Here is a 23108-nt window from a genome sequence, read left to right on the forward strand (position 1 = left end):
ATGAACACATGACTTTCCTGCTGATTGGCGGCACCGGCAAGACCGGCCGCCGGGTCAACGACCGTCTCACCGCGCGCGGCCTGCCGGTCCGCGTCGGCTCGCGCTCGGGGCAGCCGCCCTTCGACTGGAACGCCGAGCCCGACACCTGGATCCCGCTGTTCGACGGCGTCGCCGCCGCCTACGTCACCTACTACCCCGACCTCGCGTTCCCCGGCGCCGCCGAGTCGATCCGGGCCTTCGCGGAACGGGCCACCGCCGCCGGTGTACGCCGCCTGGTGCTGCTGTCCGGCCGCGGCGAGGAGGAGGCGGAGGTTTCCGAGCACGGGCTGTGCGCGGTCGCTACAGAGTGGACGGTGGTCCGGGCGAGCTGGTTCGCGCAGGACTTCAACGAGTACTTCCTGCTCCCGCCGGTTCTGGCCGGCGAGATCGCGCTGCCCACCGACGTTCCCGAGCCGTTCGTCGACCTGGAGGACGTGGCGGACGTGGTGGTGGCGGCGCTGACCGAGGACGGGCACCACGGGATGACCTACGAGCTGACCGGCCCGCGGCCGGTGACGTTCGCCGAGGCGGCGGCGGAGATCTCGGCCGCGTCCGGGCGGGCGGTGCGCTTCGCGCACGTCACGCCGGCCGAATGCACCGCGCGGATGCTCGCCGGTGGCGTGCCGGTCGAGGAGGCGGAGGCGCTGACCGACCTGTTCGTCCGCATCCTCGACGGCCGCAACGCCCACGTCACCGACGACGTCAAGCGTGTGACCGGTCACGAGGCCCGCGACTTCGGCGACTTCGTCCGGGCCGCCGCCGCGACCGGCGTGTGGACTCCGCGCTGACCGCTCCTGTGGACGGCGAACACAGTGGCCGCCGTCCACAGGTGGACAGAGGCGCGGCCCCCGTGGCCGCGCCTCTCCGCCACCGCTACTCGACCGTCAGCGGCTCCCCGGTCTCCAGCAGCGTCTTGAGGCTGGACAGGATCGGCGGCCAGCCCTCGGAGACACCGCCGAGGATCACGCTGCCGGGGTCGAAGTCGTCGTGCGTCACGGTGAGCTTGACCAGGTCGCCGGCGGGCTCGATGTCGAACGTCACCTTCGACCGGCGCTCCGCCGAGGCCTTCTCGAGAAAGTCGTGGTCGTCGCCGAACGCCGCCACGAACTCCGGTGTGACCGTGTGCCACGAGTAGCTCAGCTTGCGCGGCGGCTCCGCGGCGAGCACCACCGAGCCGCCGTCGGCGATCGTCACCTTGTCGAGCTCCCAGGTGACCGCGCTGCCCACCTGCCAGTCGGACTTGAGCGCGACGCCCCAGTAACGCTTCGTGAAAGCCGGATCGGTGAGCGCGGCCCAGGTGCGCTCCGGCGTGGACTTGATGTACGTGATGTAGACGAACCTGTCGTCCATCGTCTGCTCCTCCAGGGCGTGCTTGAGATCGGCGAGGGCGTCGGCCCGCGCCCGGTCGTACCGGTTCATCCACCGGTCGGCGATGGCGTTGATCGGCTCGGCGTTGAGAAAGTGCAGCTTCTCCCGGCCGCGACGCTGTGTGGTGACCAGCCGGGCCGCCTCGAGCACCGCGAGGTGCTTGCTCACCGACTGCCGCGCCATCGCAAGGCCCGCGCAGAGCTCCTGAAGCGTCTGGCCGTTGCGCTCGTTGAGCCGGTCGAGCAACCGGCGGCGGCTGGGGTCCGCGAGTGCCTTGAATACCTCGTCCATCGTCGCCATCCGTTAGGCAGCCATCTGGCTGCCTTTGACCTTAGGCAGCCAGATGGCTGCATGTCAACCGCGGCACATACATCGGAGCTATATCGATCGAGCCTTGTTTCTTGTCGATATCGTCCGTAATCTTTCGGACGAAACATCGGATGGCAGGAGTTGACACATGCGCGTCCTCTCCCATCATCGCCTGCGGCGGCTGCTGGCCACCTGCGTCGCCGCCACCCTCGTAGCGGTCGCCCCGGCGTGGGGCCCCTCCCCCGCCGCCGGCACTGTGACCGGTCCCACCGCCACCGGAGACCCCATGACCCTCTGGTATGACGAGCCCGCCACCAACTGGGAGACCCAGGCACTGCCGATCGGCAACGGCGCGCTGGGCGGCATGGTCTTCGGCGGCGTGGCCACCGAGACCGTGCAGTTCAACGAGAAGACACTGTGGACCGGCGGACCCGGCTCGACGCAGGGATACAACTTCGGCAACTGGACCTCGCCCCGCCCCGGCGCCATCGAGCAGGTGCGGCGCGACCTCGACGCGCGCCTGCGGATCAGCCCGCCGGAGGTGGCCGACCGGCTCGGACAGCCCAAGAGCGGTTTCGGCTCGTACAACACGTTCGGCGACCTCACCCTCCGGCTGCCCACCGACCCGGGCACCGTGCGGGAGTACCGCCGCGAGCTGGACATCGCGCACGCCGTAGCCCGCGTGTCCTACGTGGACGGCGACGTGCGCTACACCCGGGAGTACTTCGCCAGCTACCCGGACGGCGTGCTCGTCGTGCGGGTGAGCGCGGACCGGCCGGGCAAGGTGGCCTTCACCGCCGGCGTCACCGCGCCCGGCAACCGGTCGAAGACCACCACCGCCGCGGGCGGGCGCATCACGTTCGCCGGCACGCTCGACGACAACAAGCTCACGTTCGAAAGCCAGATCCTGGTACGCAACGAGGGCGGCACGCGCGGCGACAACGCGGACGGCACCGTGACCGTCAGCGGCGCCGACGCGGCCGTCGTGATCCTGGGCGCGGGCACCGACTACGCCGACCGGTACCCGACCTACCGCGGCCCGGACCCGCACGCCGCGGTCACCGCCACCGTCGACGCGGCCGCCGTGAAGTCGTACGACGACCTGCTGGCCGCCCACCGCGCCGACCACGCGGCGCTCTTCGCCCGGGTCTCGCTCGACATCGGACAGTCGATGCCGGCGATACCGACCGACGAGCTGCTCAGGTCCTATGTGGGCGGCACGAGCCCGGCCGACCGGGCCCTGGAGGCGCTGTACTTCCAGTACGGCCGCTACCTGCTGATCGCCTCGTCCCGGGACGGCTCGCTGCCGGCCAACCTTCAGGGCGTGTGGAACAACTCGACGAACCCGCCGTGGGACGCCGACTACCACGTCAACATCAACCTACAGATGAACTACTGGCCCGCCGAGACCACCAACCTGTCGGAGACCACGGGACCGCTCTTCGACTACGTGGACGCGATGGTGCCGCCCGGCCGCCACACGGCGCGGTACATGTACGACAACCGGGGCTGGGTCGTCAACAACGAGACTAACCCGTGGGGCTTCACCGGCGTGCACAGCTACCCGCAGTCGTTCTGGTTTCCGGAAGCGGGCGCGTGGCTGGCGCTGCACTACTGGGAGCACTACCAGTTCACAAGGGACACCGCGTTCCTGCGGCAGCGGGCGTACCCGCTGATGCGCGAGCTGGTCGAGTTCTGGCTGGACGAGCTGGTGGTCGACCCGCGCGACGGCAGGCTCGTGGTGTCGCCGAGCTACTCGCCGGAGAACGGCGAGTTCACCGCGGGCGCCTCGATGTCGCAGCAGATCGTGTGGAGCCTGTTCACCAACCTGCTGGAGGCGGGCAAGGTGCTCGGCGGCGACGGACCGTTCCGCGCCACCGTCAAGACCACGCTGGCGCGGCTGGATCCGGGCACCCGGATCGGCTCCTGGGGCCAGCTCCAGGAGTGGAAGGGTGACTGGGACAGCCCTACCGACCAGCACCGGCACGTCTCGCACCTGTTCGCACTGCATCCCGGCGACCAGATCGCACCGCTCACCGACCCCGAGCTCACGGCGGCCGCCAAGGTCTCGCTGACCGCGCGCGGCGACGGCGGCACCGGCTGGAGCAAGGCCTGGAAAGTCAACTTCTGGTCCCGCCTGCTGGACGGCGACCACGCCCACAAGATGCTGACCGAGCAACTGCGGTTCAGCACGCTGCCCAACTTGTGGGACACGCACCCGCCGTTCCAGATCGACGGCAACTTCGGGGCGACCGCCGGTGTGGCGGAGATGCTGCTACAGAGCCACACCGGAGACGTGCACGTGCTGCCGGCCCTGCCGGGGGCCTGGCCGGACGGCTCGGTCGAGGGGCTGCGGGCCCGCGGCGACCTCACCGTCGACGCGCGGTGGGCCAGCGGCGCGGCCCAGGAGATCGCGGTGACCGCCGGCACTACCGGCGAGGTGACGCTGCGCAGCCCGCTGTTCGCCGGCCCGTACCGCCTCGTCGACACCACCACCGGCCGTACGGTGCGGCCGGAGGGCGCCGGCGAGCGGATCACGTTCACCGCGCGCGCGGGGCACCGGTACGTGGCCACCGCCGACGTGACCGTGGCCGTGTCGGCTCCGTCCACACTGGAGGTCGGTGGGTCGGCGCCGGTGACCGTGACGGTGGGCGCCGCGGCGAACGTCCCCGCGTCGAGCCTGCGCCTGGCCGCACCGGCGGGGTGGACCGTCCGCCCCGGCACCGTGCGGGTGCCGCGCCTCCAGGCCGGTGACTCGCAGGTGTACCGCTTCACCGTCGAGGCGACGTCCGACGCGGCTCCCGGCCGGGCGCGACTGAGCGCCAGGCTCACCGGTCCGGGCTGGCGGACGGCCGGGTTCGCCACGGTACGGCTGCCCGTGCCGCCACCCTGCCCGGTCCCCGACCCGGCGGCGGGTCCGCTCGTCGCGTGGGACCCGGCGAGCGGCGACACCATCGTGGACGCCTCGTTCTACGGCCGTGACGCCACCGTCCAGGGTGGAGCCGCCTACACGACCGGCGGCGCGCTGATACTCGACGGCGCCCGGTTCCTGCGCACCGCGCCGACGACGCTGGGATACCTGCCGAGCGCCACGTTCGCGGCGGAGGTGAAGGTGACGACCAGCGGTGGCTACCGCCGCCTTTTCGACTCCCAGCCGAGCGGCGACCCGGGCACCGACGGCGTCCTGATCGACCTGACGCCGTCCAACCAGGTGCGCTTCATCGGCGCCGGCCAGGGCGTCACGACGAACGCGGTCGTGCCGACCGGCCGGTACGTCGACGTGGTCGTCACCCTCGACGAGGGCGACCTGACCGTCTACCTGGACGGCCAGGTGGCCGCGACGGCCCAGGTGGGCCCGGCCGTCTTCGGGTGCAACCATCGGGAGCTGCGCTTCGCGGCCGACCAGGGCGGCGGGCAGCGCCTGACCGGCGAGGTGGACCGCATTGCCGTCTTCCCGTCGGCACTGTCCACAGCCGACGTGGGCCGGTGGCAGGCGCTCGCCTTCGGCGAGGGTGCGGGATCCTAGACGGACGGATCCAGTGGACGGTAGCGCGGGTTGTCGCCGAACTCCAGATAGGAGTAGTACGCGTTCGGCTTCGCCTGCCCCGCCAGCTCGCGGCGCAGCCAGCGCGCGTAGAACGTCGGGAAGTCGACCTCCAGGCAGTACAGGCCCGTGCCGCCGTCCACACTGTCCACCCACACGGTGCCGCGCCGCGGGCCGCGCACCACGAGGAAGAACCAGTCGCCGCACCCGTAGTCGACGAGGGGAAGCCGGCCGTCGACCCACGGCGACGCCACGTAGGTCTCACTGAGACGGTCGTAGTGTTCCTGGTACGAGGGGTCCGACTCGAGGCGGGCCACGTGCGCGTCCCAGTCGTCGGGCTGGCCGGTCAGCTCGCCGAAGTCGACGTCCGCCGACAGTGGACAGTCGCGGCCGAGGGCGGTGAGGCCGTCCTCCAGGCGTTCGAGCGCCTCGCCGAGCGGGACGACGCCCCAGTACGGACCGGCGCCACCGTCGCCGACGGCGGACACGAAGTGCCGGTACCCCTCGGGAAGCGGAGCCCCGATGGCGCGCTCCGCGCGGTCGAGGGTCGCGGTGTCGACCGGCTCGCGCAGCCGGTATCCGTGTGCCCGGCTGGCCAGCGACGGCGAGTCACCGGGCTCGCGGGCGGCGAGTGTCGCGAGCCCTTCGCGCACCCAGGCGATGTCCAACGTCACGGACGGAATAGTAGGCGGCCGGCGCACTTCCGGGAGGCCTAGTCGGGCAGCAGCCCGTGGTCGTGCGCGTACACGGCGGCCTGGGTCCGGTCGCGCAGACCGAGCCGGCCGAGGATGCGCGATATGTGGTTCTTGACTGTGCCCTCACTCAGGAAGAGCCGCCCGGCGATCTCCCGGTTGGTCGAGCCGGTGGCGACGAGGCGCAGGATGTCTATCTCGCGGGCGGTCAGCACCTCGTCGGGGCGGGGCGCGGGCGGCGGCGCGACCGGGCGGGCGCCACCGCGGGCGAGCGCGGCGGCCAGGCTGGCGGTCACCGACGAGTCGAGCTGCGCGACGCCGGCGTTGGCCAGCCGCACCGCTTGGGCGAGGTCGGCAGCGGGCAGGTCCTTGAGCAGGTAGCCGCTCGCGCCCGCGCGCAGCGCCTGCAACACGTACTCCTCGTCGTCGAACGTGGTCAGCATGATGACCCGCACCTCCGGCGCCCGCCGGTGCAGGATGGCGGTCGCCTCCACACCGTCCATCTCGGGCATGCGCACGTCCATCAGCACCACGTGCGGCGCCAGTTCGGCGGCCGCGTTGACGGCGGCCTTCCCGTCCGCCGCGGTGCCCACGACGGTGATGCCGGGCTGGATGCCGAGCAGCGACGCGATGCCCTCGCGCACGAGCTGCTGGTCGTCGACGACGAGCACCCGCACCGCGTCGCTCATGCCGCGCTCCAGGCCGGCGCCGGCGGGATCGTCACGGTGATGACCGTGCCGGCGCCCGGTCCACTGTCGACGCTCACCGCGCCGCCGACGAGCTCCACCCGCTCGCGCATGCCGAGCAGGCCGAACCCCTCGCCCGGCGTCGCGAACCCGCGCCCGTCGTCCGCGACGACGAGCCGCGCGCCCGCCTCGTCGAACGCCGCCGACACCGTCACCACGCTCGCCTTCGCGTGGCGGCGCGCGTTGGTCAGCCCTTCCTGGGCGGCGCGGTACAGCGCGGTGAGCGCCGCGGTGTCGTACCGGTCGGGCTCGCCGGTGACCGTGACGGTGACCGCCGGCTCACCCCCGTCGCCGGCGAGGCCGGTGAGCGCGTCCCGCAACGAGAACGGCGGCCGCTCCTCGCGCAGCGCGCGCACCGAACGGCGCACGTCGGCCAGCGCGTCCCGGGCCGACGCCCGCGCGTCGGCGATGGCCCGCTCGGCGAGCGCCGGGTCGCGGTCGGCGAACGCGGTGGCCTTCTCCAGCTGGATCGCGATCGCGGTGAGGTGATGGCCGAGGCTGTCGTGGATGTCGCGCGCCACCCTGTTGCGCTCCATGGCGGCGGACAGCTCCGCGACCCGGTCGAGCGTGCTCTCCAGCCGGCCACGGGCCTCGCGCTCGGCGCTGGCGACAGCCGCCATGCAGACGGCGAGCACCAGCCCGATCGTGAACATGAGGAGGTCGGAGACGTACTCGGCGTCCCGGTACCAGTCCGGTGTGGACAGGCTGAACCCGGTGACGATGAACGCGAGGCAGGCGGCGGCGAGCGCGACGCTGGTGGCCCGGCCGAAGGCGAAGTACGCGACGAACGGCACGAGCACGAACAGCGCCCGCGAGGTGCCCGACCCGTCGAGCGACGCGGCGGCCGCGAAGAGCCCGATCCGCGCGGCGAGCAGGACGCCGGGGTGGACCGGCGTGCGCCACTCGACCAGCTCGACGCCGAAGAGGAGGGCGAGCACGAGTACGAAGCCGGCGAGCCGGCCCGGATGGTCGAGGCCCTCACCGACCAGCGACCAGTAGACGCCGCCGGCGAGCACGGCGCCGTACACCACGGCCACCGCCCACGGGACGGGCCGCCGGGGACGGTCCATCCGGGCCTCCTTCCACGCCACCTGCAAGTGCAGGCTACGGCCCGGCGCCCGGATCCGGACCACCCGCGACCGCTTTCTGGCCGTTCCGCACGTGCCGTCCGACTGGCTGCTCGGCACTTACCCCGACCGGCCGCGCGCACCTACGGTCGCCGCAAACACGTATCCAGAAGGAAGGTGCCGCCATGTCCACAACCTGGTTGCTGCGCTTCGGGGCCGCCTGCGGCGTTGTCCTCGGGTTGTCCACAGCCGTGCCGGGCCTCGTCGAGGCGTTCACCGGCGAGACCGCGGCGACGAGCTTCGTCATCGGTGTCGGCGCGGCGTTCGGGGCGCCCGCCCTGACCGCCCTCTACCTGCGTCAACGCGTCGAGTCGGGCCACTTCGGCGCGATCGCGTACGCGGTGAACGTGATCGGTCTCGGCCTGTTCGCCGGAGTTGCCTTCGCCCTCAACTTGGTGCTGTTCTACGTCGACGAGGCGGTCGCCGACGAGGTGCTGGCCGGACCGACCCGCTTCGCGGTGCTCGGCAGCGCGCTGGTCTTCGTGGCCGGCACGATCCTGTTCAGCGTGTCGATGGTGCGCGCCCGGGTGCTTCCGACCGTGCCGGCGGCCGGGTACGGCGCCGCGTTCACGCTCCTGGCGCTGCTCGCCCCGCTGCCCGACTCGCCGCTGACCAGCGCGGTGCACGTGCTCGCCGGCGGATCGCTCATCTGGCTGTGCGTGGCGGTACGCGCCGCGACGGGCGGGCAGGCGGCCGGGCGCGGCGGCGCACAGCCGGAACGCACCGGGGCGGACGTGCGGACGCGGTAGCCGGCTGGTGACGCGGAGCGGTAACGGCCGGCTACGGCGGCGGACGCCGTAGCCGGCTAGTCACGCGGAGCGGTAACGGCCGGCCCGACGGCGGGCGGACGCCGTAGCCGGCTAGTCACGCGGAGCGGTAACGGCCGGCCCGACGGCGGGGGACGTCGTCCGCCGCGCGGTGGCGGCGCACGATCCCGGCCGACGTCGTCCACCCGGCGGTGGCGGCGCACGGCGCCGGCGGTGTGGTGCCGCGCGGCACCCGTAGACCGGCTCGGGAGCGGTGTGGCGGGCTCGTCAGCCCACCCACCGCGGCCGCTCCCGCTCCGCCTCGGCGACGCGCCGCGGTCCTCAATGGACCCGCCCGCCGCCGACGTAGGTGGCCACGACACGCGCCCTGTCGATCTCCTCCGGCGGCCCGGCGAACGGGTCGCGGTCGAGGACGGCGAGGTCCGCCGCGAGCCCCACCTCGAGCGCCCCGCACACGTGCTCGTGGTGGTTGACCCAGGCGCTGCCGGCCGTGTACGCGGTCAGCGCCGCCGACAGGTCCAGCGCCTGCTCGGCCAGGAAGGGTGCCGCCGACTCGCCCGGCGCCACCCGGGTCACCGCCACCTTCACGCCCCACAGCGGGTCGGGGCTGCTGACCGGCCAGTCGCTGCCCGCCGCGAGGTGCGCGCCGGCACGGTGGAGGTCGCCGAACGGGTACTGCCGGGCCGCAAGCCCTTCGCCGAGGAACGGGATCGTCAGCTCGTCCATCTGCGGCTCGTGGCAGGCCCACAGCGGCTGCATGTTGGCGGCCGCCCCAAGGTGGCCGAAGCGCGGCACATCCGCCGCCTGTACGACCTGGAGGTGGGCGAGGTGGTGCCGCCCGCCGCGCGGACCGTTGCGGTGGCGGGCGGCTTCGACCGCGTCGAGGGCCTCGCGCACGGCGCGGTCGCCGAGCGCGTGGAAATGCACCTGGAAGCCCTCCGCGTCGAGCCGGGTGACATACTCGCGCAGCGCCGCCGGGTCCACGAAGGACAGGCCGGCGTTGCCGGTGTCGTGACCGTGCCCGTCGCGGTAGGGCCGGGTCATCGCGGCGGTGAAGTTCTCCGCGACCCCGTCGAGCATGATCTTCACGGCCGGGGTCGCGAAGCGCCGCCCGGCGGCCGCAGCCGAGCGGCGCTCGCGCAGGTCGTCCAGCTGGTCGAGGCCGCGCTCGCGGTCCCACCAGAGCGCACCGGTCACCCGCGCCCGCAGCCGCCCGGTGGTGTCCGCGCGCAGGTAGGTGTCGAGCGGGTCGGGCTGGCCCAGGTAGGAGCCGACGATCGCGTCCTGCCAGCCGGTCACGCCGAGGGCGAAGAGGTGCCGCTGCGCGAGGTCGAACGCGGTGTCCAGGTCGTGGTCGGTGAGTGCCGGCAGCAGCCGGCCGACCAGCAGGGCAGCGCCCTCGTGCAGCATGCCGGTCGGCTCGCCGCCGGGGTCGCGCTCGATACGGCCGTCGGGCGGGTCGGGTGTGTGGCGGTCGATGCCGGCCAGGGCCAGCGCGCGGCTGTTGACCCAGGCGCCGTGGTAGTCGCGGTTGGGCAGGTAGACCGGGCGGTCCGGCACGGCCTCGTCCAGCGGCACTTTGCGCGGCGTGCCGCCCGGAAAGGCCTCCATCGACCAGCCACCGCCGCGTATCCACAGCTGGTCGGGGTGGGCGGCCGCGTAGGCGCGCACGCTCTCCACATACCCCGCCGCGTCGCTGTCCCGGTCGAGCGTGCAGCCGAGCAGCTGGATGCCCGCGTACACCGGGTGCACGTGGGCGTCGGTGAACCCGGGCAGGAGCAGTCCGCCGGCGAGGTCGACGACCGTGGTGCCCGGACCGGCGAGGTCGCGTACGTCCGGGCCGACGGCGACGATCCGCCCGCCGCGGACCGCGACCCCGCCGGGCCGGGAGCGACCGCCGGCGAAGACCGAGCCGCCCACGAAGACGAGGTCAGGCCTGGACACGACGCAACTTTAGGCCAGGCTGAACTTCTCGGCGTGCACCTGCCGCCGCGGGACGCCGAGCACGCGGAGGCTGTGGACGACCGCGTCCGTCATCGCCGGCGGGCCACAGACGAAGACGTCCCGCAGCACGATGTCCGGGATGGCGGCGGCGAGGTTGTCCGGGGCGAACGGCACGTTCGGCGGCGTACCGGCACCGGTGCGGCCGGTGAGTACGTAGAGGTGCGCGCCCCGGGCCTTGGCCAGGGCCTGGAGCTCGGGCAGCAGCACGGCTTCCGCCGCCGTGTGCACCCGGTACAGGACGGTCGTCGGGCCGCCCGGCTCCTCCAGCAGCGCCCGGATCGGCGTGATGCCCACCCCACCGGCGATGAGCAGCGACGCCGGGCGGGTCTGGTGGATGCTCGTGAACGCGCCGTACGGCCCCTCGACGAAGACCCGGCTGCCGACCGGCACGTGGCGCAGCCCGGCACTTCCCTTCCCGACTGCCTTCGCGGTCAGCCGCAGCGAGCGGCCATTGGGCGCCGCCGAGAGCGAGAACGGGTTGGCCCGCCACCAGCCGTGGTGGCCGGGAAACCGCCAGATGAAGAACTGCCCGGCCCGGGCCGGCAGCCGGTCGAGGTGGCGGCCGGTGACGTGGACGGAGACCACGTCGTCCGACTCGGGTATCACCGCCGCGACCCTGAACCTGTGGTGGAGGTTGCGCCACACCGGCAGGAGCAGGCGGCCGGCGAGCAAGGCGGCGATCACGAGCCCCCACACCGCCCACCAGTACGCCGTGGCCCACGTCGAGTCGAAGGTGGTTCCCTCCATCGCCTGGTGCACCAACCCGATGCCCAGCGCCACGTAGATCAGCAGGTGCAGGGCGTGCCAGGCCTCGTACGGCAGGCGGCGGCGCACGTATCGGATGGAAATTGAGGCGACCACCAGGATGATCGCGGCCGCCAACATGCCGAGCAGCGAAGCGGTCACACCGACCAGGCTGAGGAAGGTGTCCCACGGCGAGTCCGAGCCGAGGTCCGAGTAGCCGGCGACGATGAAGGTGAAGTGGAGAATGAGGGTCCAGAAGAGGCCGAACCCGATCCACCGGTGCCACACGGTGAGCCGGTCCATCCCGATGCGCCGGTCCAGCCACGGCAGGCGGGCCACCAGCACGAGCTGGAGCATCATGAGCGACGCGAGGTGCAGGCCGAAGAACTTGCCGGCGGTGAGCAGCGAGTTCTTGCCCTGGCCGTAGCGGACGAACAGGTACTCCACCACCGCGAGGTGAGCCGCGACGGCTGTCCACAGCGCCACCCGCGCCACCACGCCCACGGCCATGACAATCGCCCCCACATGATCGGCTTCCCGGCATTGTCAGTACGAGCGGGAGCGGCAGGTGAGGTCAGTCGGCTTTCCGACGCTTCGTGCTGAGCGGCGACTCAGCCGCCGGGCGCGGCGACTCAGCCCGCGGGCGCGGCGACTCAGCCCGCGGGCACGGCGACTCAGCCCGCAGGCGCGGCGAGCACGCTCATCACGTCTCGCAGGTAGGCGCGCCGGCCGTCCGCCGTGTCCGGCAGCACGCCCTCGGTGGAGTGTGCGAGCTGGGCGTGACCGAGGTACGCGCTGTAGGCGAGCAGGGCGCGCGACCGGGCCTCCGGCAGCGGGAAGCCGAGCCGGCTGAAGACCGTGACGATCAGCCCGATCCGCGCCCGGGTGACCCGGTCGATCGCCCGCGCCACCGCCGGCTGCCCGGCGGCGGCCAGCAACGCCGGACCCACACGGTCGCGCTCCGCGGCCTCGATCACCCGCACGATGAGGGCGCGGAGCTGGCCGGCCGGATCCTCGGTCGCGTTGGCGATCTCGTCGATCACGGCGGTGGTGGTCTGCTCCTCCCACCGCGCCAGCGCGGCCTCCAGCAGCGCCGCCCGGCTGGGGAAATGCCAGTAGAAGCTGCCCTTCGTGGTGCCGAGGCGGGCGGCGAGCGGCTCGACGGCCACCGCCGCCACCCCGCCGTCCGCGATCGCGACGAGCGCCGCCTCCACCCAGTCTTCCCGCGCCAGGCGGCGCTTCCCCTCGGCCATGCACATACGCTATCGTACGGCCAACCATACGGCATCGTATGGTGACTGTGGACGACAGGACGCCTGTGGACGGGGGCGCACATGACGTACGACGTGATCGTGGTCGGCGCGCGAGTGGCCGGCGCGGCCACCGCGCTCCTTCTCGCCCGCCAGGGCCTACGGGTCCTCGCGGTCGACCGCGCCGCCTTCCCCAGCGACACCCCCTCCTCGCACCAGGTCCAGCCGCCCGGCGTCGAGCGGCTGGCGCGGTGGGGCCTGCTCGACCGGCTCGGCGACGCGCCGCCCACCCGCCGGGTGCGTTTCGAGTCGTCCGGTGCGGTGCTCGACGGCACCTTCCCGGCGGGTGGCGCCATCCACAGCCCGCGCCGCACCGTGCTCGACCATGCGCTGGTCGAGGCGGCGCGGGCGGCCGGCGCCGAGGTGCGGGAGCGGTGGCGGGTGGCGGAGCTCGTCTGGGAGGACGGCCGGGTCGTCGGCGTCCGCGGAAGTTCACCCGGGGGTCAAGATACGGCCGCGCACGCGCGGCTGGTGGTCGGCGCGGACGGAAAGCGTTCGTTCGTCGCCCAGGCGGTGCGGGCCCGCGCGTACCGGCACCGCGCACCGCGCTCGTTCGCGAGCTACACGTACTGGGCCGGCGTGCCGATGACGACGGGCGAGCTGCACCAGCGCGAGGGCCTCGCCGCGGCCGCCTTCCCCACCAACGACGGGCTCACGATGGTGTACATGTCGGCGCCGCTCGCCGCCTTCGAGTCCTTCCGCGCCGACCCCGAGGGCGCCTACTTGGCGGCACTCGACCGGTGCGGCGACCTCGGCGCCCGGGTGCGGGCCGGCACCCGCGCCGAGCGGCTGCGCACGACGCCCGACCTGCCCAACCACGTCCGGCCGGCGCACGGTCCGGGCTGGTGCCTCGTCGGCGACGCGGGTGTGACCATGGACCCGGTCTCCGCGCAGGGCATAGCCAACGCCTTGCGCGACGCGGAGGGCCTGGCCGGCGCGATCACCGCCGGCCTCGGCGGCACGAGCCCGCTGCGCGCCGCGCTCGCCGCCCACCAGCGCGACCGCGACCGGGCGCTGCGCCCGATGTACGACTTCACGCTCCGGCTCGCGACCTACCACAGTGGACCAGCCGAGCGGCTCTTCCTGCGCACGCTGGCCGAGCTGCGGCGGCCGGCGGAGGTGGAGCGGCTCTTCGGGGCGTTCGCGGGGATGTCGCCGGTGGACGAGTTCTTCAACGCCCGCACCGCCCTGCGCCTCGCCGCCGCGCGCCTCACCGACAACGCCGCGAGGCGGTGGTCGTCGACCCCGGCCGGATAGGGGCTCACCCGCGGCCGCCACCGCACCAGCCAACGTACGACCGGGACCCACGGCCGAGGCTCACCGCCCCCGGTTTGGCGAATGACCGATGCGTAGGCGATTCGCACCGCCCTTCCGACGTCCACCGATATGTCGCCGTAAAGAAGACAATTAACTTCCATCAGCACTCCACAACAGGTGAACGATCGCCGACCTGTGCCCGAATACGGGATGCATTCTTCTCAATGTGTGGCTAGCTTCATTGCACCGTCGTGACGATGGAGGCCGCCGTGGCGAAGAGCGCACTTGTCGTCGGTTCCGGTCCGGTCGGCTGCACGTTCGCCCGGCTCCTGGTGAGCGCGGGGATGGACGTCACCATGATCGACGCCGGCGAGTCGAGATCGCCCGAGGTAGCTGGGCATCTACGAAATGCGGCGACCTATCAGCACAACCCGGACACATTTATCAACGTCATCAAGAGTAGTGCTACGCGGATATCGGTCCCGCCCGCCCGAAGATCCGAAAGCGATTCACACATCAACCCGGATCAGGATCCGGCGACCAATCTCGGCGCTTCCCGTGTCGCGCGGGCGATTGGCGGAATGGGCATTTTCTGGGCGTGTGCCACACCACGGGCACATCCGGTCGTCGAGCACATTCCGCTCGTCGGCGACGGCGAGCTCTCCCGGCTGTACGGCGTGGCGGAAACTCTCTTGCACACGACCGCCGACGCCTATGAAATGTCGACACAGGGCCGGATTGTCACGGAAAAGCTCGACGAGACCGGCTACGACGTACGTTGCCTCCCCCTGGCCGTCGAGCGGCTGAGCCTCGACCCTCCGCGGGTGCACTGGAGCGGGCCCGAGGTCATCCTCAAGGGCGGTGACCGCCACGGCCCGAGCGCGGCTGACGACCCCCGCTTCACGCTCCTGCCCGAGCACCTCTGCATCGGCCTCGTCCACAGTGGCGGGCGGGTCACCGGCGCGGTCGTACGCGACCTGACCACCGGCACAGAACGCACGCTCGTGGCCGACACGTACGTGGTGGCGGGCGGTTCGGTGCTCACTCCACAGCTGCTCTGGGCTTCCGGCATCCGGCCGGACGCACTCGGTCGCTACCTGTGCGAGCAGACGATGGCCACCTGCCAAGTGGCGCTCTCCGACGACCTCGCCCGGCGGCTCGACGACGGACCGGCCACAGTGGAGCCCAACCTCTGGATCCCGGTGGCGGAGGGACGGCCGTGGCACGCCCAGCTGCACCGCGGCATCTTCGGCTACGCGGCGGTACCGGCCGGCGTCGACCGGCGGACGGTCACCGACCTGGTGTGGTTCAGCACCTGCGACGTGCGGCGGGAAAACGCGGTGACCTTCTCCGCGCGGGTCACCGACCCCTACGGCCTGCCGCAGCCGACGTTCCACTTCGGACCGAGCGCGGCCGACCGGGCACGCGCCGACGACATGCTCACCGACATGACGAAGGCGGCGACAGCACTCGGCAAGTTCCTGCCGGGCGCCGAGCCCCGGTTCCTGGAAGCCGGCTTCGCCCTGCACATCACGGGGACGACCCGGATGGGCGCGGACAAGCGGGACAGCGTCATCGACCCGCATGGGAAGGTGTGGGGCCTCGACAACCTCTACCTCGGCGGCGGGGGCGTGATCCCGGCCGGTGTCGCCTGCAACACCACCCTCACGAGCATGGCCTTGGCCGTCCGCGCCGCGGAGGCCATCACCGCCGCCACGTGAGCCGGGATCTCGGCGAGCCCCGCCGGCCCGCGGACCGTGGCGCTGCCCGCGGGAGGCATCCCGAGGAGACGCTCCACGACTCATGCGGTCCCCAGGTGACGCGAAGGGGAAGGTGTGTCCCTAAATCGTCCCCACCTCGCCGAGGCGGAACATGACCTCTTCCATCTGGTCGCGGGTCAGCGGCTCGGCCTGTAGTGGGTGCGCCGCCTCGGCGCGGAGGCCGTCGAGGAGGAAGCCGACGCTGCGCCGCCACGCGTCCGGCGCGGCGCCCGTGGTGTGCCGCACGAGCATCGCGGTGGACCAGAAGACGAAGAGCATGTCCTCGCGGGTGAAGTCGGCGCGCAGCAGGCCTTCGCGCTGGGCCCGCTCGATGATGTAGCGCTCGCGCTCCTCGGTCACCCGGCAGATGACGGTGAGCTGCTCGGCGGCGTACCGACGGGAGATCACGTCGTTGAGCGCGGGGTCGCTGGCCTGGAGCTCGCATACGCCCATGACGTAGCCGGCGAAGCCGTCCCACGGGTCACGCGCGGCCTGTGCGCGCCTGGCGACCTCGCCGAGGCTCTGCGCGGCGAGCTCGGGCATGACCGCGTCGATCAGCGCCTCCCGGGTGCCGAACCGGTTGTACAGCGTGCCCGAGCTCACACCGGCCCGCTGGGCGATCTCCTCGAGGGGGGCGTGCAGCCCTTTCTCCCGGAAGACCATCACGGCGGCCACGCGGAGCTTCTCGATGTTGCGGCGCGCGTCGGCGCGCAGCGCACCCTTCGCCATGACCCTCCCCACCTAAGTTGACGGTGGCCCCAAGTTTAGTGCTACGGTTCCGACGTAAGTTGAGGCATTCGTCAAGATACCGGGGAGCGGCGTCGTGGATGACCCCGAGGTGGAGGCCCCAGAGGCACCCGAGGACGAGCAGGCGCCGGTCGCCCTCGTCATGGTAGAGGCGGACGGTTCCGACGTGTGTGCCGCCGACGGCACCTGCTGGTAACGAGGAGAAGCACGTGAAGATCGAGGTCTGGTCCGACGTCGTCTGCCCGTGGTGCTACATCGGCAAGCGCCGCCTGCGGCACGCGTTGGCCCGGTTCGACCACGCCGGCGAGGTCGAGGTCACCTGGCGCAGCTTCCAGCTCGACCCCACCCAGCGCCGCGGCGACAACCGGCTGACCACCGAGATGCTGTCCGGCAAGTACGGTGTGCCGGCCGCGGAGGCGTCCGCCATGCAGGAGCGGGTCACCGCGATCGCGGCCGAGGAGGGTCTCACCTACCACCTCGACAAGTCGCTCACCGCCAACACGTTCGACGCGCACCGGCTGACCCACTTCGCCGCGACGCGCGGCCTGGCGGACGACATCCACGAGCGGCTCTTCCAGGCCGCGCTGATGGAGGGTGAGGCGGTCGACGACACCGAGACCCTGGCGCGGATCGGCACCGACGTGGACCTTCCGGCCGACGAGGTGCGCAAGGTGCTCGACGGCGACGCCTACGCCGACGATGTCCGCGGCGACATCCGCGAGGCCCGGGCGCTCGGCGCGAACGGCGTGCCATTCTTCGTCTTCGACCGCACCTACGGCATCTCCGGCGCGCAGCCTATCGAGGTCTTCCTCGCCACGCTCGAGAAAGCCGCGGCCTAGCACCCGCCCGCACGGCCACGCGCCCGCGCCACACCCCGCGGCCCAGCGCACCCACGGCCTAGCACCGCCCGCACAGCCACGCGCCCGCGCCACACCCGCGGCCTAGCGCCCGCGCCACACCCGCGGCGCAGCGCCCGCGCCACGCTCGAAAGGCCGCGGCCCAGCGCCCACGGCCGAGCGCACCCGCCACCGTCGCGGCCCACCCCAACCGCCACATCCGCGGCCGAGCGCACCCGCCACGCTCGAGAAGGCCACGACCCAGCGCACCCGCCACGCCCACGGCTGGTTGAATGTCCCGCGCAGGCGCGCCCGCACGGGGGCGGCCCCGACATCGGAGGTCACGTGACCGACACGACGCGAGACGTCGAACGCATCTACTCCACGCCCGAGGTCGTCGCGAAGCTGCGGCGCCTGGCGGACGCGCTGGAGTCGGAGACGCCGTTCCGGATCCAGATCGCCGGGGAGCGGATCCGCGTTCCCGCCCGCGCCCAGTTCTCGATCGAGCACGAGCGGGGCGACGACGAGGAGGAGATCGAGTTCCAGCTCAAGTGGACCCTGGAAGAGGACGACGAGGACGAGGACGACGACGAGGAGTCGGACGTCTAGTGCGGTGACCACAAGCCTTCACGGGTGAGCGGGCGAAGGTCGCCGCTCACCCGGGCCGGCGAAGCCGGCCGACGTTGGCGCCGCACCGCGAGCCGGGCCCGCGGGCCCGGCTCGCTCGCGTAGTTCACGCCAGCACCGCCGGGCAGCCGAACACCGCCGCGAGCTCCGGCTCCCCGAACGCGGTGATCCGCGTGATCCGCCCGGCGGCCACCGTCAGCACGACCACGCCGTACGCCCGGAGCACGCCGTCGCCACCGTCCACATAGGCCACCATGGCCGGCTGGCCGTTGGCGCCCGTCGGCACCATCCGCCACCGCCCCGCGCCGAAGACGTGCCGGACCAGGAACGGCAGGCACGTCGCCAGCCCGGCGTACCAGGTGCGCTGCGGCGTCGCCTCCAGTACCAGGTCGTCGTGGAGGAGCCCGCGCAGCGCGTCGGGGTCGGCGTTCTCGATCGCCTCGATGTACCGGTCGAGCAGCGCCCGCCGCTCCGGCTCGCTCGGCTCCGTCACGTCCTCGGGGGCCGGCGCGACCTCGTCGAGCCGGCCGCGCGCCCGCTGGAGCGTGCTCTTCACCGCCGCGACCGTGGTGTCGAGGATGTCGGCGACCTCGGCAGCGGAGAACGCCAGCACGTCGCGCAGGATGAGCACCGCCCGCTGCCGCGCGGGCAGGTACTGCAAGCTCGCCACCACCGCCAGCCGCAGGCTCTCCCGCGACGCCACGATCTCCCCGGGGTCGACCAACGCGTCCGGCAACGGTTGCAGCCACGCCACCGACGCATCGGCCGCGAGTGGCGCCGCGGGGTCGTCCGCCGGCCCGCCGAGCCCGGACGGCAGCGCCCGCCGGTCGCGCCGCTCCAGCGCGGTGAGGCAGGTGTTGGTGGCGATGCGGTAGAGCCACGAGCGCAGCGACGACCGCCCCTCGAACCTGTCGTACGCCCGCCAGGCCCGCAGGTATGTCTCCTGCACCGCGTCCTCGGCGTCGGCGGCCGAGCCCAGCATGCGGTAGCAGTGCGCGAGCAGCTCGCGCCGCAGTGGCTCCGCCGCGGCGACGAACTCCCCCGGCGCCGCGGTTTCCGTGTCAGTCATGCCGATCCCTCCGACGGTATGACCCGGTCGGAGGGCCGAAGGAATCGCCAGGCCGCGGCGGGCGAGCGCCAGCAGGCGGCGGGCGTCCGCGGCGTCCGCGCCGGTCAGGGCCGCACCGGAGGCGAGAGCGAGGAGGTCGGCCGCCGACACGTCATCGGGTACGGCCGAGGCGGCCCGCGCCCGGTCGAGCAGTGCCGCCGCGGTGGCCCGCATCGACTCGTGCCAACGGTCGAAGTGCCGCGCGCGGCCGCCGGCCGGCACCGCGAGGGCCAGCGCTCGCTTGGTCGCCACGTGCGTGACGAAGTCGTCCAGCCACGCGAACAGCGCTTCCCCGGCTGAGTCGCCGGTCAGCAGGGCGGCGCCCCGGCGGCAGAGCGCGTCCACCTCGTCCGCGTACACGGCCGCGAGCACGTCGCCCCGCGTCGGAAAGTGCCGGTAGAGGGTGGCGTTGCCGACACCGGCGCGGCGGGCGACCTCGTCCATCGCGAACTCCGCCCCGGACTCCCCCACCACCTCGCGCGCGGCGGCCAGCAGCCGGCCGGCGTTTCGCGAGGCGTCCGCGCGCATTGGGGCTCCTTGCCAACCGGGGATGTCCCCGCTTACGGTACCAGGCAAGCGGGGATATCCCCGTTTAGGGAGGCGCGCCATGATCCTGAGCATCGCGGACCGCGAAGCCATCACCGACGTCATCAACCGGCACGGGCACCTGACCGACGACGGCGACTTCGACCGGATGCCGGAGGTGTTCACGCCCGACGTGGCGTACGACGTGACCGACCTCGGCGGGGGCGTGATCCGCGGCCTTGCCGCGCTGCGCGAGGCGGCCCTGGCGCTGGGCGCCGCCAACCCGGTCGCCCACCACGTCACCAACATCGTGCTCACCCCGGCCGGCGACGGCGAGGTGCGCGCTCTCTCGAAGGGCCTCGGCGTGCTGGCGGACGGCACCGCCGGCAGTGTGACCTACGAGGACACGCTCCTCCGCACCGGCGCCGGCTGGCGGATCAGCCACCGCGTGGTGCGCGCCCGCCGGGTGCCCCTGGGCCGGTGAAACGCCCGGCTGACACACCGGTGAAAGGTTGACGCAAGCCTCAGCTTCATAGGCTCCATCGCGATCCTTCGTCCAAGGGAGATTTCGATGTCCTGGAAGCGCGGGCTGGCCGTCGCCGGCGGCCTCGCCGTCGCCGCCACGCTCACCGCGGCCCCGGCGGCACAGGCGGCGGCGCCGACCGTGGCAGCCGCCGCACAATCCGGCACGCTCACCGCGGCCCCGGCGGCACAGGTCGCCGCCGGCTGGAGGTACGCCGGCGACTACCCCGACCGCAACGACTGCGAGGCGATGGGCCGGTACTGGATGGAGAACCGCGGCGCCCGCGCCTACTCCTGCACGCGGGTGGCCGGCCAACTCTGGGTCCCGATGGACAACTGACCGACGAGTCAGGACGGACGGCCGCCGCGACGAGCGCGCTCAGCCGATCGCCCCAGCCACACCACCCGGTCACGACAGGCGACCACCCAAGGGACACACCAGCCTCATCACCCCGGTCACGACGGGCAACCACCAACGAACACACCCAGGCACACCACCCGGTCAGGACGGGCGACCGGCGATGAGCGCGCTCAGCCGGTCGCCCAGCCGCGCGACCGGCTGGTGGAAGCGCCTCTCCCGCCGCTCGGCACGGGTCAGCTTCCGGGCCCACCGCTCACCCGTCCGGTGGTAGAACCACCGCGCCCACGGCGCCTTCGGCCGGGCCAGCCGGACCGCGCCGGCGTACAGCAGGACCGGGAAGAACAGCCCGATGAGACCGGTCCACAGCTTGCCCTTGAGAACGGTCACAGCGGCCAGGCCGAGGTTGAACGCCACGAGCGCGACGCCGGCCGCCCACCCGGCCACGCCGCCCCGTTCGTGGGCCTGGGTGAGGTCGGTGAGGTCCTTCGGTAGCACGCCGAGGACCAGCAGCCCGGTCACCGCGCAGGCGGCGAACACCGCGGTGACTGACTCCCGGCCTTCCTGCGACCAGTAGACGTCGCGCAGCCGCAGGATCAGCGCGAACTCGTCCAGCACGAGCGCCGCGCCGACCCCGAAGACCGCCGCGGCGGTGGCCCGCCAACCGGTCAGCTCCGGCGCGATCGCGAACCCGACGATGCCGCCGAGCAGCATCAGCCCGATGCCGAACACCGCGTGGTGGATGTGGAGGCCGCCGGGCGTGACGTTGCCCGGCCACCACTTCACGCCCGCTCTGATCATGCGGGTGGAGAAGCGGATGGCGACGAACCCGACCACCATCGCGGCGAAGAAGCAGAACAGCGGCAGCCGCCCGGTGTCCACAATGGTGCGCGCGAACCAGTGTCCCATGATGCCCCATATGTAACGCTATCAGCCTGGCGGCGCCACCGTTGGCGGAAACTTGAGGGCGGCCGCAGCATGGTGGGTGCGCCGTTCGTGTACATGGCAGTGCACGGCGAGAGGCGGGGGCACCGGATGCGGGACGCGGACAGTTTCGACGAGTTCTACCGCAGCACGTCGGCGCGCCTTATGCGGTACGGGTACGCCGTCGTCGGCGACCTGTCCGAGGCGCAGGACGTGGTGCAGGAGGCGTACACCCGGGCGTGGCAGCGGTGGCGGACGGTCGCCGAGCATCCACACCCGGAGGCCTGGGTGCGGCTGGTCGTCACCAGGCTGGCCACGGACCGGTGGCGGCGGCTGGCCCGCTGGCACACGGTCCTGCACCGCTCGGGGCCGCCGGAAAACGCACACCCGCCCAACGAGGACACCGTCGTGGTCGTCGCCGCGCTGCGCCGGCTGCCCGTGGCACAGCGGCAGGCGCTCGCTCTGCACTACCTGTTCGACCTGCCCGTCGCCGACATCGCCCAGGAGACCGGCGTGCCGGTCGGCACCGTGACGTCCTGGCTGTCCCGTGGCCGGGCCGGCCTGGCCCAGCTGCTCACGGACCCCTCCCCACCGGGCCGGACCCCGGCCACCACGCTCGTCAGACCACCGGAGGCACGACCCGGAGGGACACCGGCGACACACCCCGGACGGACAGCGGAGACACGGCCCGGAGGGGCAGCGAGGCAAGCCGCGACGAGGCCCGCCGCGAGCGGCGCGTGGGAGGGGAACGACGATGAGTGAGCTCGACCAGGCGTACCGCGCGCTGGCGCACGAGGCCGACACCGTGCCGCTGGCCGCGCCCGGCGCGCTGCGGGCCCGCGCCGACCGCCGCACCCGCCTCCGGGTTACCGCCGTCGCGGTCGTCGCCGCGGTCGCGGTGGGCAGCGCCATCTTCGGCACCCAGTGGATCGTCCGCGCCGACGGCACGGCGCCGCCGCCCGTGCCCCCGGGCGCGACGCAGTCCCCCACACCGCCGCCACCGACCTCCGCGCCGCCGACGTCCGCGCCACCGACCACGCCGCCTACCACCCCGCCGACGACGGCCCGGCCGACCACGCCGCCCGCGCGCAACACCCCGAAGAGCATCCCGAACAGCGCGTTCCTCCAGGTGGCCGACCTCAGCCGCGGGGAGCTGAACGGGGACACCGGGACCGACAACATCATGCCCACGCTGTGCGACGCCAGGTTCGCCAGCGACCGCTCGATCGACCTGCGGCGCAGCCGCCGGCTCACCTACTACAACGCGGGCACCCCCGTGGGCAACACGCCGGACGGCACCTTGACGCAGACCATCACCGTGTACGAGCCGGGTGGCGCGAGCCGCTTCGTCGACGAGGTACGCGACGCCGTCGCCGACTGCCCGTCGGAGGGCGACGACCGCTACCGCGTCGTCTCCGCCCCGAAGCGCGGGGACGAGTCCCTGATGTTCGAAAAGCGCTATCCCACCCTCGACGCGGAGGGCAACAAGACCGGCGGCGAGGACGTGCGGCTCGTCTCGGTGGTACGGGTCGGCGACATCGTGACGATCATCTACGAGACCGGCTGGGAGGACGGCTGGTCCGCCGAGCAGTCCGTCATGAACACCTTCACCACCAAGGCGACCAACCGCATCCGCTCCTGGTTGGACTAGGGCCTGTGACAAATCTTTGCCGGGCTGCGCCGGGCCCAGACGGCGACCCGCGGCGTCGGGCGAAAGGCCGCATACAACACCGGTGTGCGACCTCGCGCCCGCCACCACCGGACGCCGCCTGGACTCCGGCTCGCCTCGACAAT

General features: G+C 72.8%; 20 protein-coding genes and 3 pseudogenes. 12 read left to right on the forward strand and 11 right to left on the reverse strand.

Features of this window, described 5'->3' with window-relative positions:
- Window positions 1–8: 8 nt before the first annotated feature.
- Entirely contained in the window at window positions 9–827 is an 819-nt protein-coding gene (locus tag ACTMTJ_RS12980; RefSeq protein WP_441216556.1) for an NmrA family transcriptional regulator, read from the forward strand.
- An 85-nt stretch (window positions 828–912) separates the two neighbouring features.
- Here the strand turns inward: ACTMTJ_RS12980 and ACTMTJ_RS12985 are convergent, their stop codons facing one another.
- Window positions 913–1698, reverse strand: a complete 786-nt coding sequence (locus ACTMTJ_RS12985) for an ArsR/SmtB family transcription factor (protein ID WP_441216558.1) — start codon at window positions 1696–1698, stop codon at window positions 913–915.
- A 166-nt stretch (window positions 1699–1864) separates the two neighbouring features.
- Here ACTMTJ_RS12985 and ACTMTJ_RS12990 point away from each other — a divergent pair, with 166 nt between their 5' ends.
- The gene (locus ACTMTJ_RS12990; RefSeq protein WP_441216560.1) at window positions 1865–5242 is read left to right on the forward strand and encodes a glycosyl hydrolase family 95 catalytic domain-containing protein; all 3378 of its coding nucleotides are present in this window, start codon (window positions 1865–1867) and stop codon (window positions 5240–5242) included.
- On the opposite strand, the gene ACTMTJ_RS12995 is transcribed toward ACTMTJ_RS12990, so the two are convergent.
- Genes ACTMTJ_RS12995 through ACTMTJ_RS13005 form a run of 3 tightly spaced genes read right to left on the reverse strand, consistent with a single transcriptional unit; the run spans window position 5239 to window position 7768 of the window.
- Complete coding sequence (locus ACTMTJ_RS12995; RefSeq protein ID WP_441216562.1) at window positions 5239–5934, reverse strand: SMI1/KNR4 family protein; 696 nt, start codon at window positions 5932–5934, stop codon at window positions 5239–5241. The two genes, ACTMTJ_RS12990 and ACTMTJ_RS12995, sit on opposite strands and share 4 nt — an antisense overlap.
- A 38-nt stretch (window positions 5935–5972) precedes the next feature.
- A complete protein-coding gene (locus tag ACTMTJ_RS13000; RefSeq protein ID WP_441216564.1) occupies window positions 5973–6641 on the reverse strand; it encodes a response regulator in 669 nt (222 codons plus the stop codon).
- The gene (locus tag ACTMTJ_RS13005; protein WP_441216566.1) at window positions 6638–7768 is read right to left on the reverse strand and encodes a sensor histidine kinase; all 1131 of its coding nucleotides are present in this window, start codon (window positions 7766–7768) and stop codon (window positions 6638–6640) included. Before ACTMTJ_RS13005 ends, ACTMTJ_RS13000 begins: the two co-directional genes overlap by 4 nt.
- A 182-nt stretch (window positions 7769–7950) precedes the next feature.
- Here ACTMTJ_RS13005 and ACTMTJ_RS13010 point away from each other — a divergent pair, with 182 nt between their 5' ends.
- The gene (locus ACTMTJ_RS13010; RefSeq protein WP_441216568.1) at window positions 7951–8574 is read left to right on the forward strand and encodes a hypothetical protein; all 624 of its coding nucleotides are present in this window, start codon (window positions 7951–7953) and stop codon (window positions 8572–8574) included.
- 339 nt (window positions 8575–8913) lie between these two features.
- Here ACTMTJ_RS13010 and ACTMTJ_RS13015 read toward each other — a convergent pair whose 3' ends face one another.
- The 3 genes from ACTMTJ_RS13015 to ACTMTJ_RS13025 form a co-directional block, all read right to left on the reverse strand.
- On the reverse strand, window positions 8914–10536 hold the full coding sequence (locus ACTMTJ_RS13015; RefSeq protein ID WP_441216569.1) for an amidohydrolase: 1623 nt from the start codon (window positions 10534–10536) through the stop codon (window positions 8914–8916).
- A 9-nt stretch (window positions 10537–10545) separates the two neighbouring features.
- The gene (locus ACTMTJ_RS13020; protein ID WP_441216571.1) at window positions 10546–11865 is read right to left on the reverse strand and encodes a ferredoxin reductase family protein; all 1320 of its coding nucleotides are present in this window, start codon (window positions 11863–11865) and stop codon (window positions 10546–10548) included.
- Window positions 11866–12014: 149 nt separating this feature from the next.
- Window positions 12015–12593, reverse strand: coding sequence for a TetR/AcrR family transcriptional regulator (locus tag ACTMTJ_RS13025; protein ID WP_441216572.1), 579 nt, complete (start codon window positions 12591–12593; stop codon window positions 12015–12017).
- A gap of 81 nt (window positions 12594–12674) precedes the next feature.
- Here ACTMTJ_RS13025 and ACTMTJ_RS13030 point away from each other — a divergent pair, with 81 nt between their 5' ends.
- The 3 genes and pseudogenes from ACTMTJ_RS13030 to ACTMTJ_RS13040 all read left to right on the forward strand — a co-directional run bounded on the left by ACTMTJ_RS13030 (window position 12675) and on the right by ACTMTJ_RS13040 (window position 15628).
- The gene (locus tag ACTMTJ_RS13030) at window positions 12675–13907 is read left to right on the forward strand and encodes an NAD(P)/FAD-dependent oxidoreductase (RefSeq protein ID WP_441216574.1); all 1233 of its coding nucleotides are present in this window, start codon (window positions 12675–12677) and stop codon (window positions 13905–13907) included.
- A gap of 257 nt (window positions 13908–14164) precedes the next feature.
- Window positions 14165–14314, forward strand: a pseudogene (locus tag ACTMTJ_RS13035) (FAD-dependent monooxygenase); the annotation flags it as partial.
- 174 nt (window positions 14315–14488) lie between these two features.
- Window positions 14489–15628, forward strand: a complete 1140-nt coding sequence (locus ACTMTJ_RS13040; protein ID WP_441216848.1) for a GMC oxidoreductase — start codon at window positions 14489–14491, stop codon at window positions 15626–15628.
- Window positions 15629–15748: 120 nt separating this feature from the next.
- Here ACTMTJ_RS13040 and ACTMTJ_RS13045 read toward each other — a convergent pair whose 3' ends face one another.
- Window positions 15749–16396, reverse strand: a complete 648-nt coding sequence (locus tag ACTMTJ_RS13045) for a TetR/AcrR family transcriptional regulator (RefSeq protein ID WP_441216576.1) — start codon at window positions 16394–16396, stop codon at window positions 15749–15751.
- 227 nt (window positions 16397–16623) lie between these two features.
- Here ACTMTJ_RS13045 and ACTMTJ_RS13050 point away from each other — a divergent pair, with 227 nt between their 5' ends.
- Together ACTMTJ_RS13050 and ACTMTJ_RS13055 are read left to right on the forward strand one after the other, a co-directional pair.
- Window positions 16624–17253 (forward strand): DsbA family oxidoreductase, encoded by a 630-nt coding sequence (locus ACTMTJ_RS13050; protein WP_441216577.1) that lies wholly within the window; start codon window positions 16624–16626, stop codon window positions 17251–17253.
- Between the two features lie 342 nt (window positions 17254–17595).
- Window positions 17596–17859 (forward strand): amphi-Trp domain-containing protein, encoded by a 264-nt coding sequence (locus ACTMTJ_RS13055; protein ID WP_441216579.1) that lies wholly within the window; start codon window positions 17596–17598, stop codon window positions 17857–17859.
- A 124-nt stretch (window positions 17860–17983) separates the two neighbouring features.
- Here the strand turns inward: ACTMTJ_RS13055 and ACTMTJ_RS13060 are convergent, their stop codons facing one another.
- Together ACTMTJ_RS13060 and ACTMTJ_RS13065 are read right to left on the reverse strand one after the other, a co-directional pair.
- On the reverse strand, window positions 17984–18952 hold the full coding sequence (locus ACTMTJ_RS13060) for a sigma-70 family RNA polymerase sigma factor (protein WP_441216849.1): 969 nt from the start codon (window positions 18950–18952) through the stop codon (window positions 17984–17986).
- Window positions 18953–19003: 51 nt separating this feature from the next.
- A pseudogene (locus ACTMTJ_RS13065) lies at window positions 19004–19636 on the reverse strand (TetR/AcrR family transcriptional regulator); the annotation flags it as partial.
- Between ACTMTJ_RS13065 and ACTMTJ_RS13070 the strand changes: the two are divergent.
- Both ACTMTJ_RS13070 and ACTMTJ_RS13075 read left to right on the forward strand, forming a co-directional pair.
- Entirely contained in the window at window positions 19593–19994 is a 402-nt protein-coding gene (locus ACTMTJ_RS13070; RefSeq protein WP_441216581.1) for a nuclear transport factor 2 family protein, read from the forward strand. The pseudogene ACTMTJ_RS13065 and the gene ACTMTJ_RS13070 overlap by 44 nt on opposite strands.
- A gap of 87 nt (window positions 19995–20081) precedes the next feature.
- Window positions 20082–20372 (forward strand): hypothetical protein, encoded by a 291-nt coding sequence (locus ACTMTJ_RS13075; protein ID WP_441216583.1) that lies wholly within the window; start codon window positions 20082–20084, stop codon window positions 20370–20372.
- Window positions 20373–20534: 162 nt separating this feature from the next.
- Here ACTMTJ_RS13075 and ACTMTJ_RS13080 read toward each other — a convergent pair whose 3' ends face one another.
- Window positions 20535–21299 carry a hypothetical protein gene (locus ACTMTJ_RS13080; protein ID WP_441216585.1) on the reverse strand — a complete coding sequence of 255 codons (765 nt, stop codon included), beginning with the start codon at window positions 21297–21299 and terminating at the stop codon, window positions 20535–20537.
- 126 nt (window positions 21300–21425) lie between these two features.
- Here ACTMTJ_RS13080 and ACTMTJ_RS13085 point away from each other — a divergent pair.
- Both ACTMTJ_RS13085 and ACTMTJ_RS13090 read left to right on the forward strand, forming a co-directional pair.
- Window positions 21426–21890, forward strand: a pseudogene (locus tag ACTMTJ_RS13085) (SigE family RNA polymerase sigma factor); the annotation flags it as partial.
- Between the two features lie 178 nt (window positions 21891–22068).
- Window positions 22069–22965, forward strand: a complete 897-nt coding sequence (locus tag ACTMTJ_RS13090; RefSeq protein ID WP_441216586.1) for a hypothetical protein — start codon at window positions 22069–22071, stop codon at window positions 22963–22965.
- Window positions 22966–23108: the final 143 nt, after the last annotated feature.

Origin of the sequence: Phytohabitans sp. LJ34 (genome assembly GCF_052068095.1) — a bacterium.
Classification (GTDB): domain Bacteria; phylum Actinomycetota; class Actinomycetes; order Mycobacteriales; family Micromonosporaceae; genus Phytohabitans.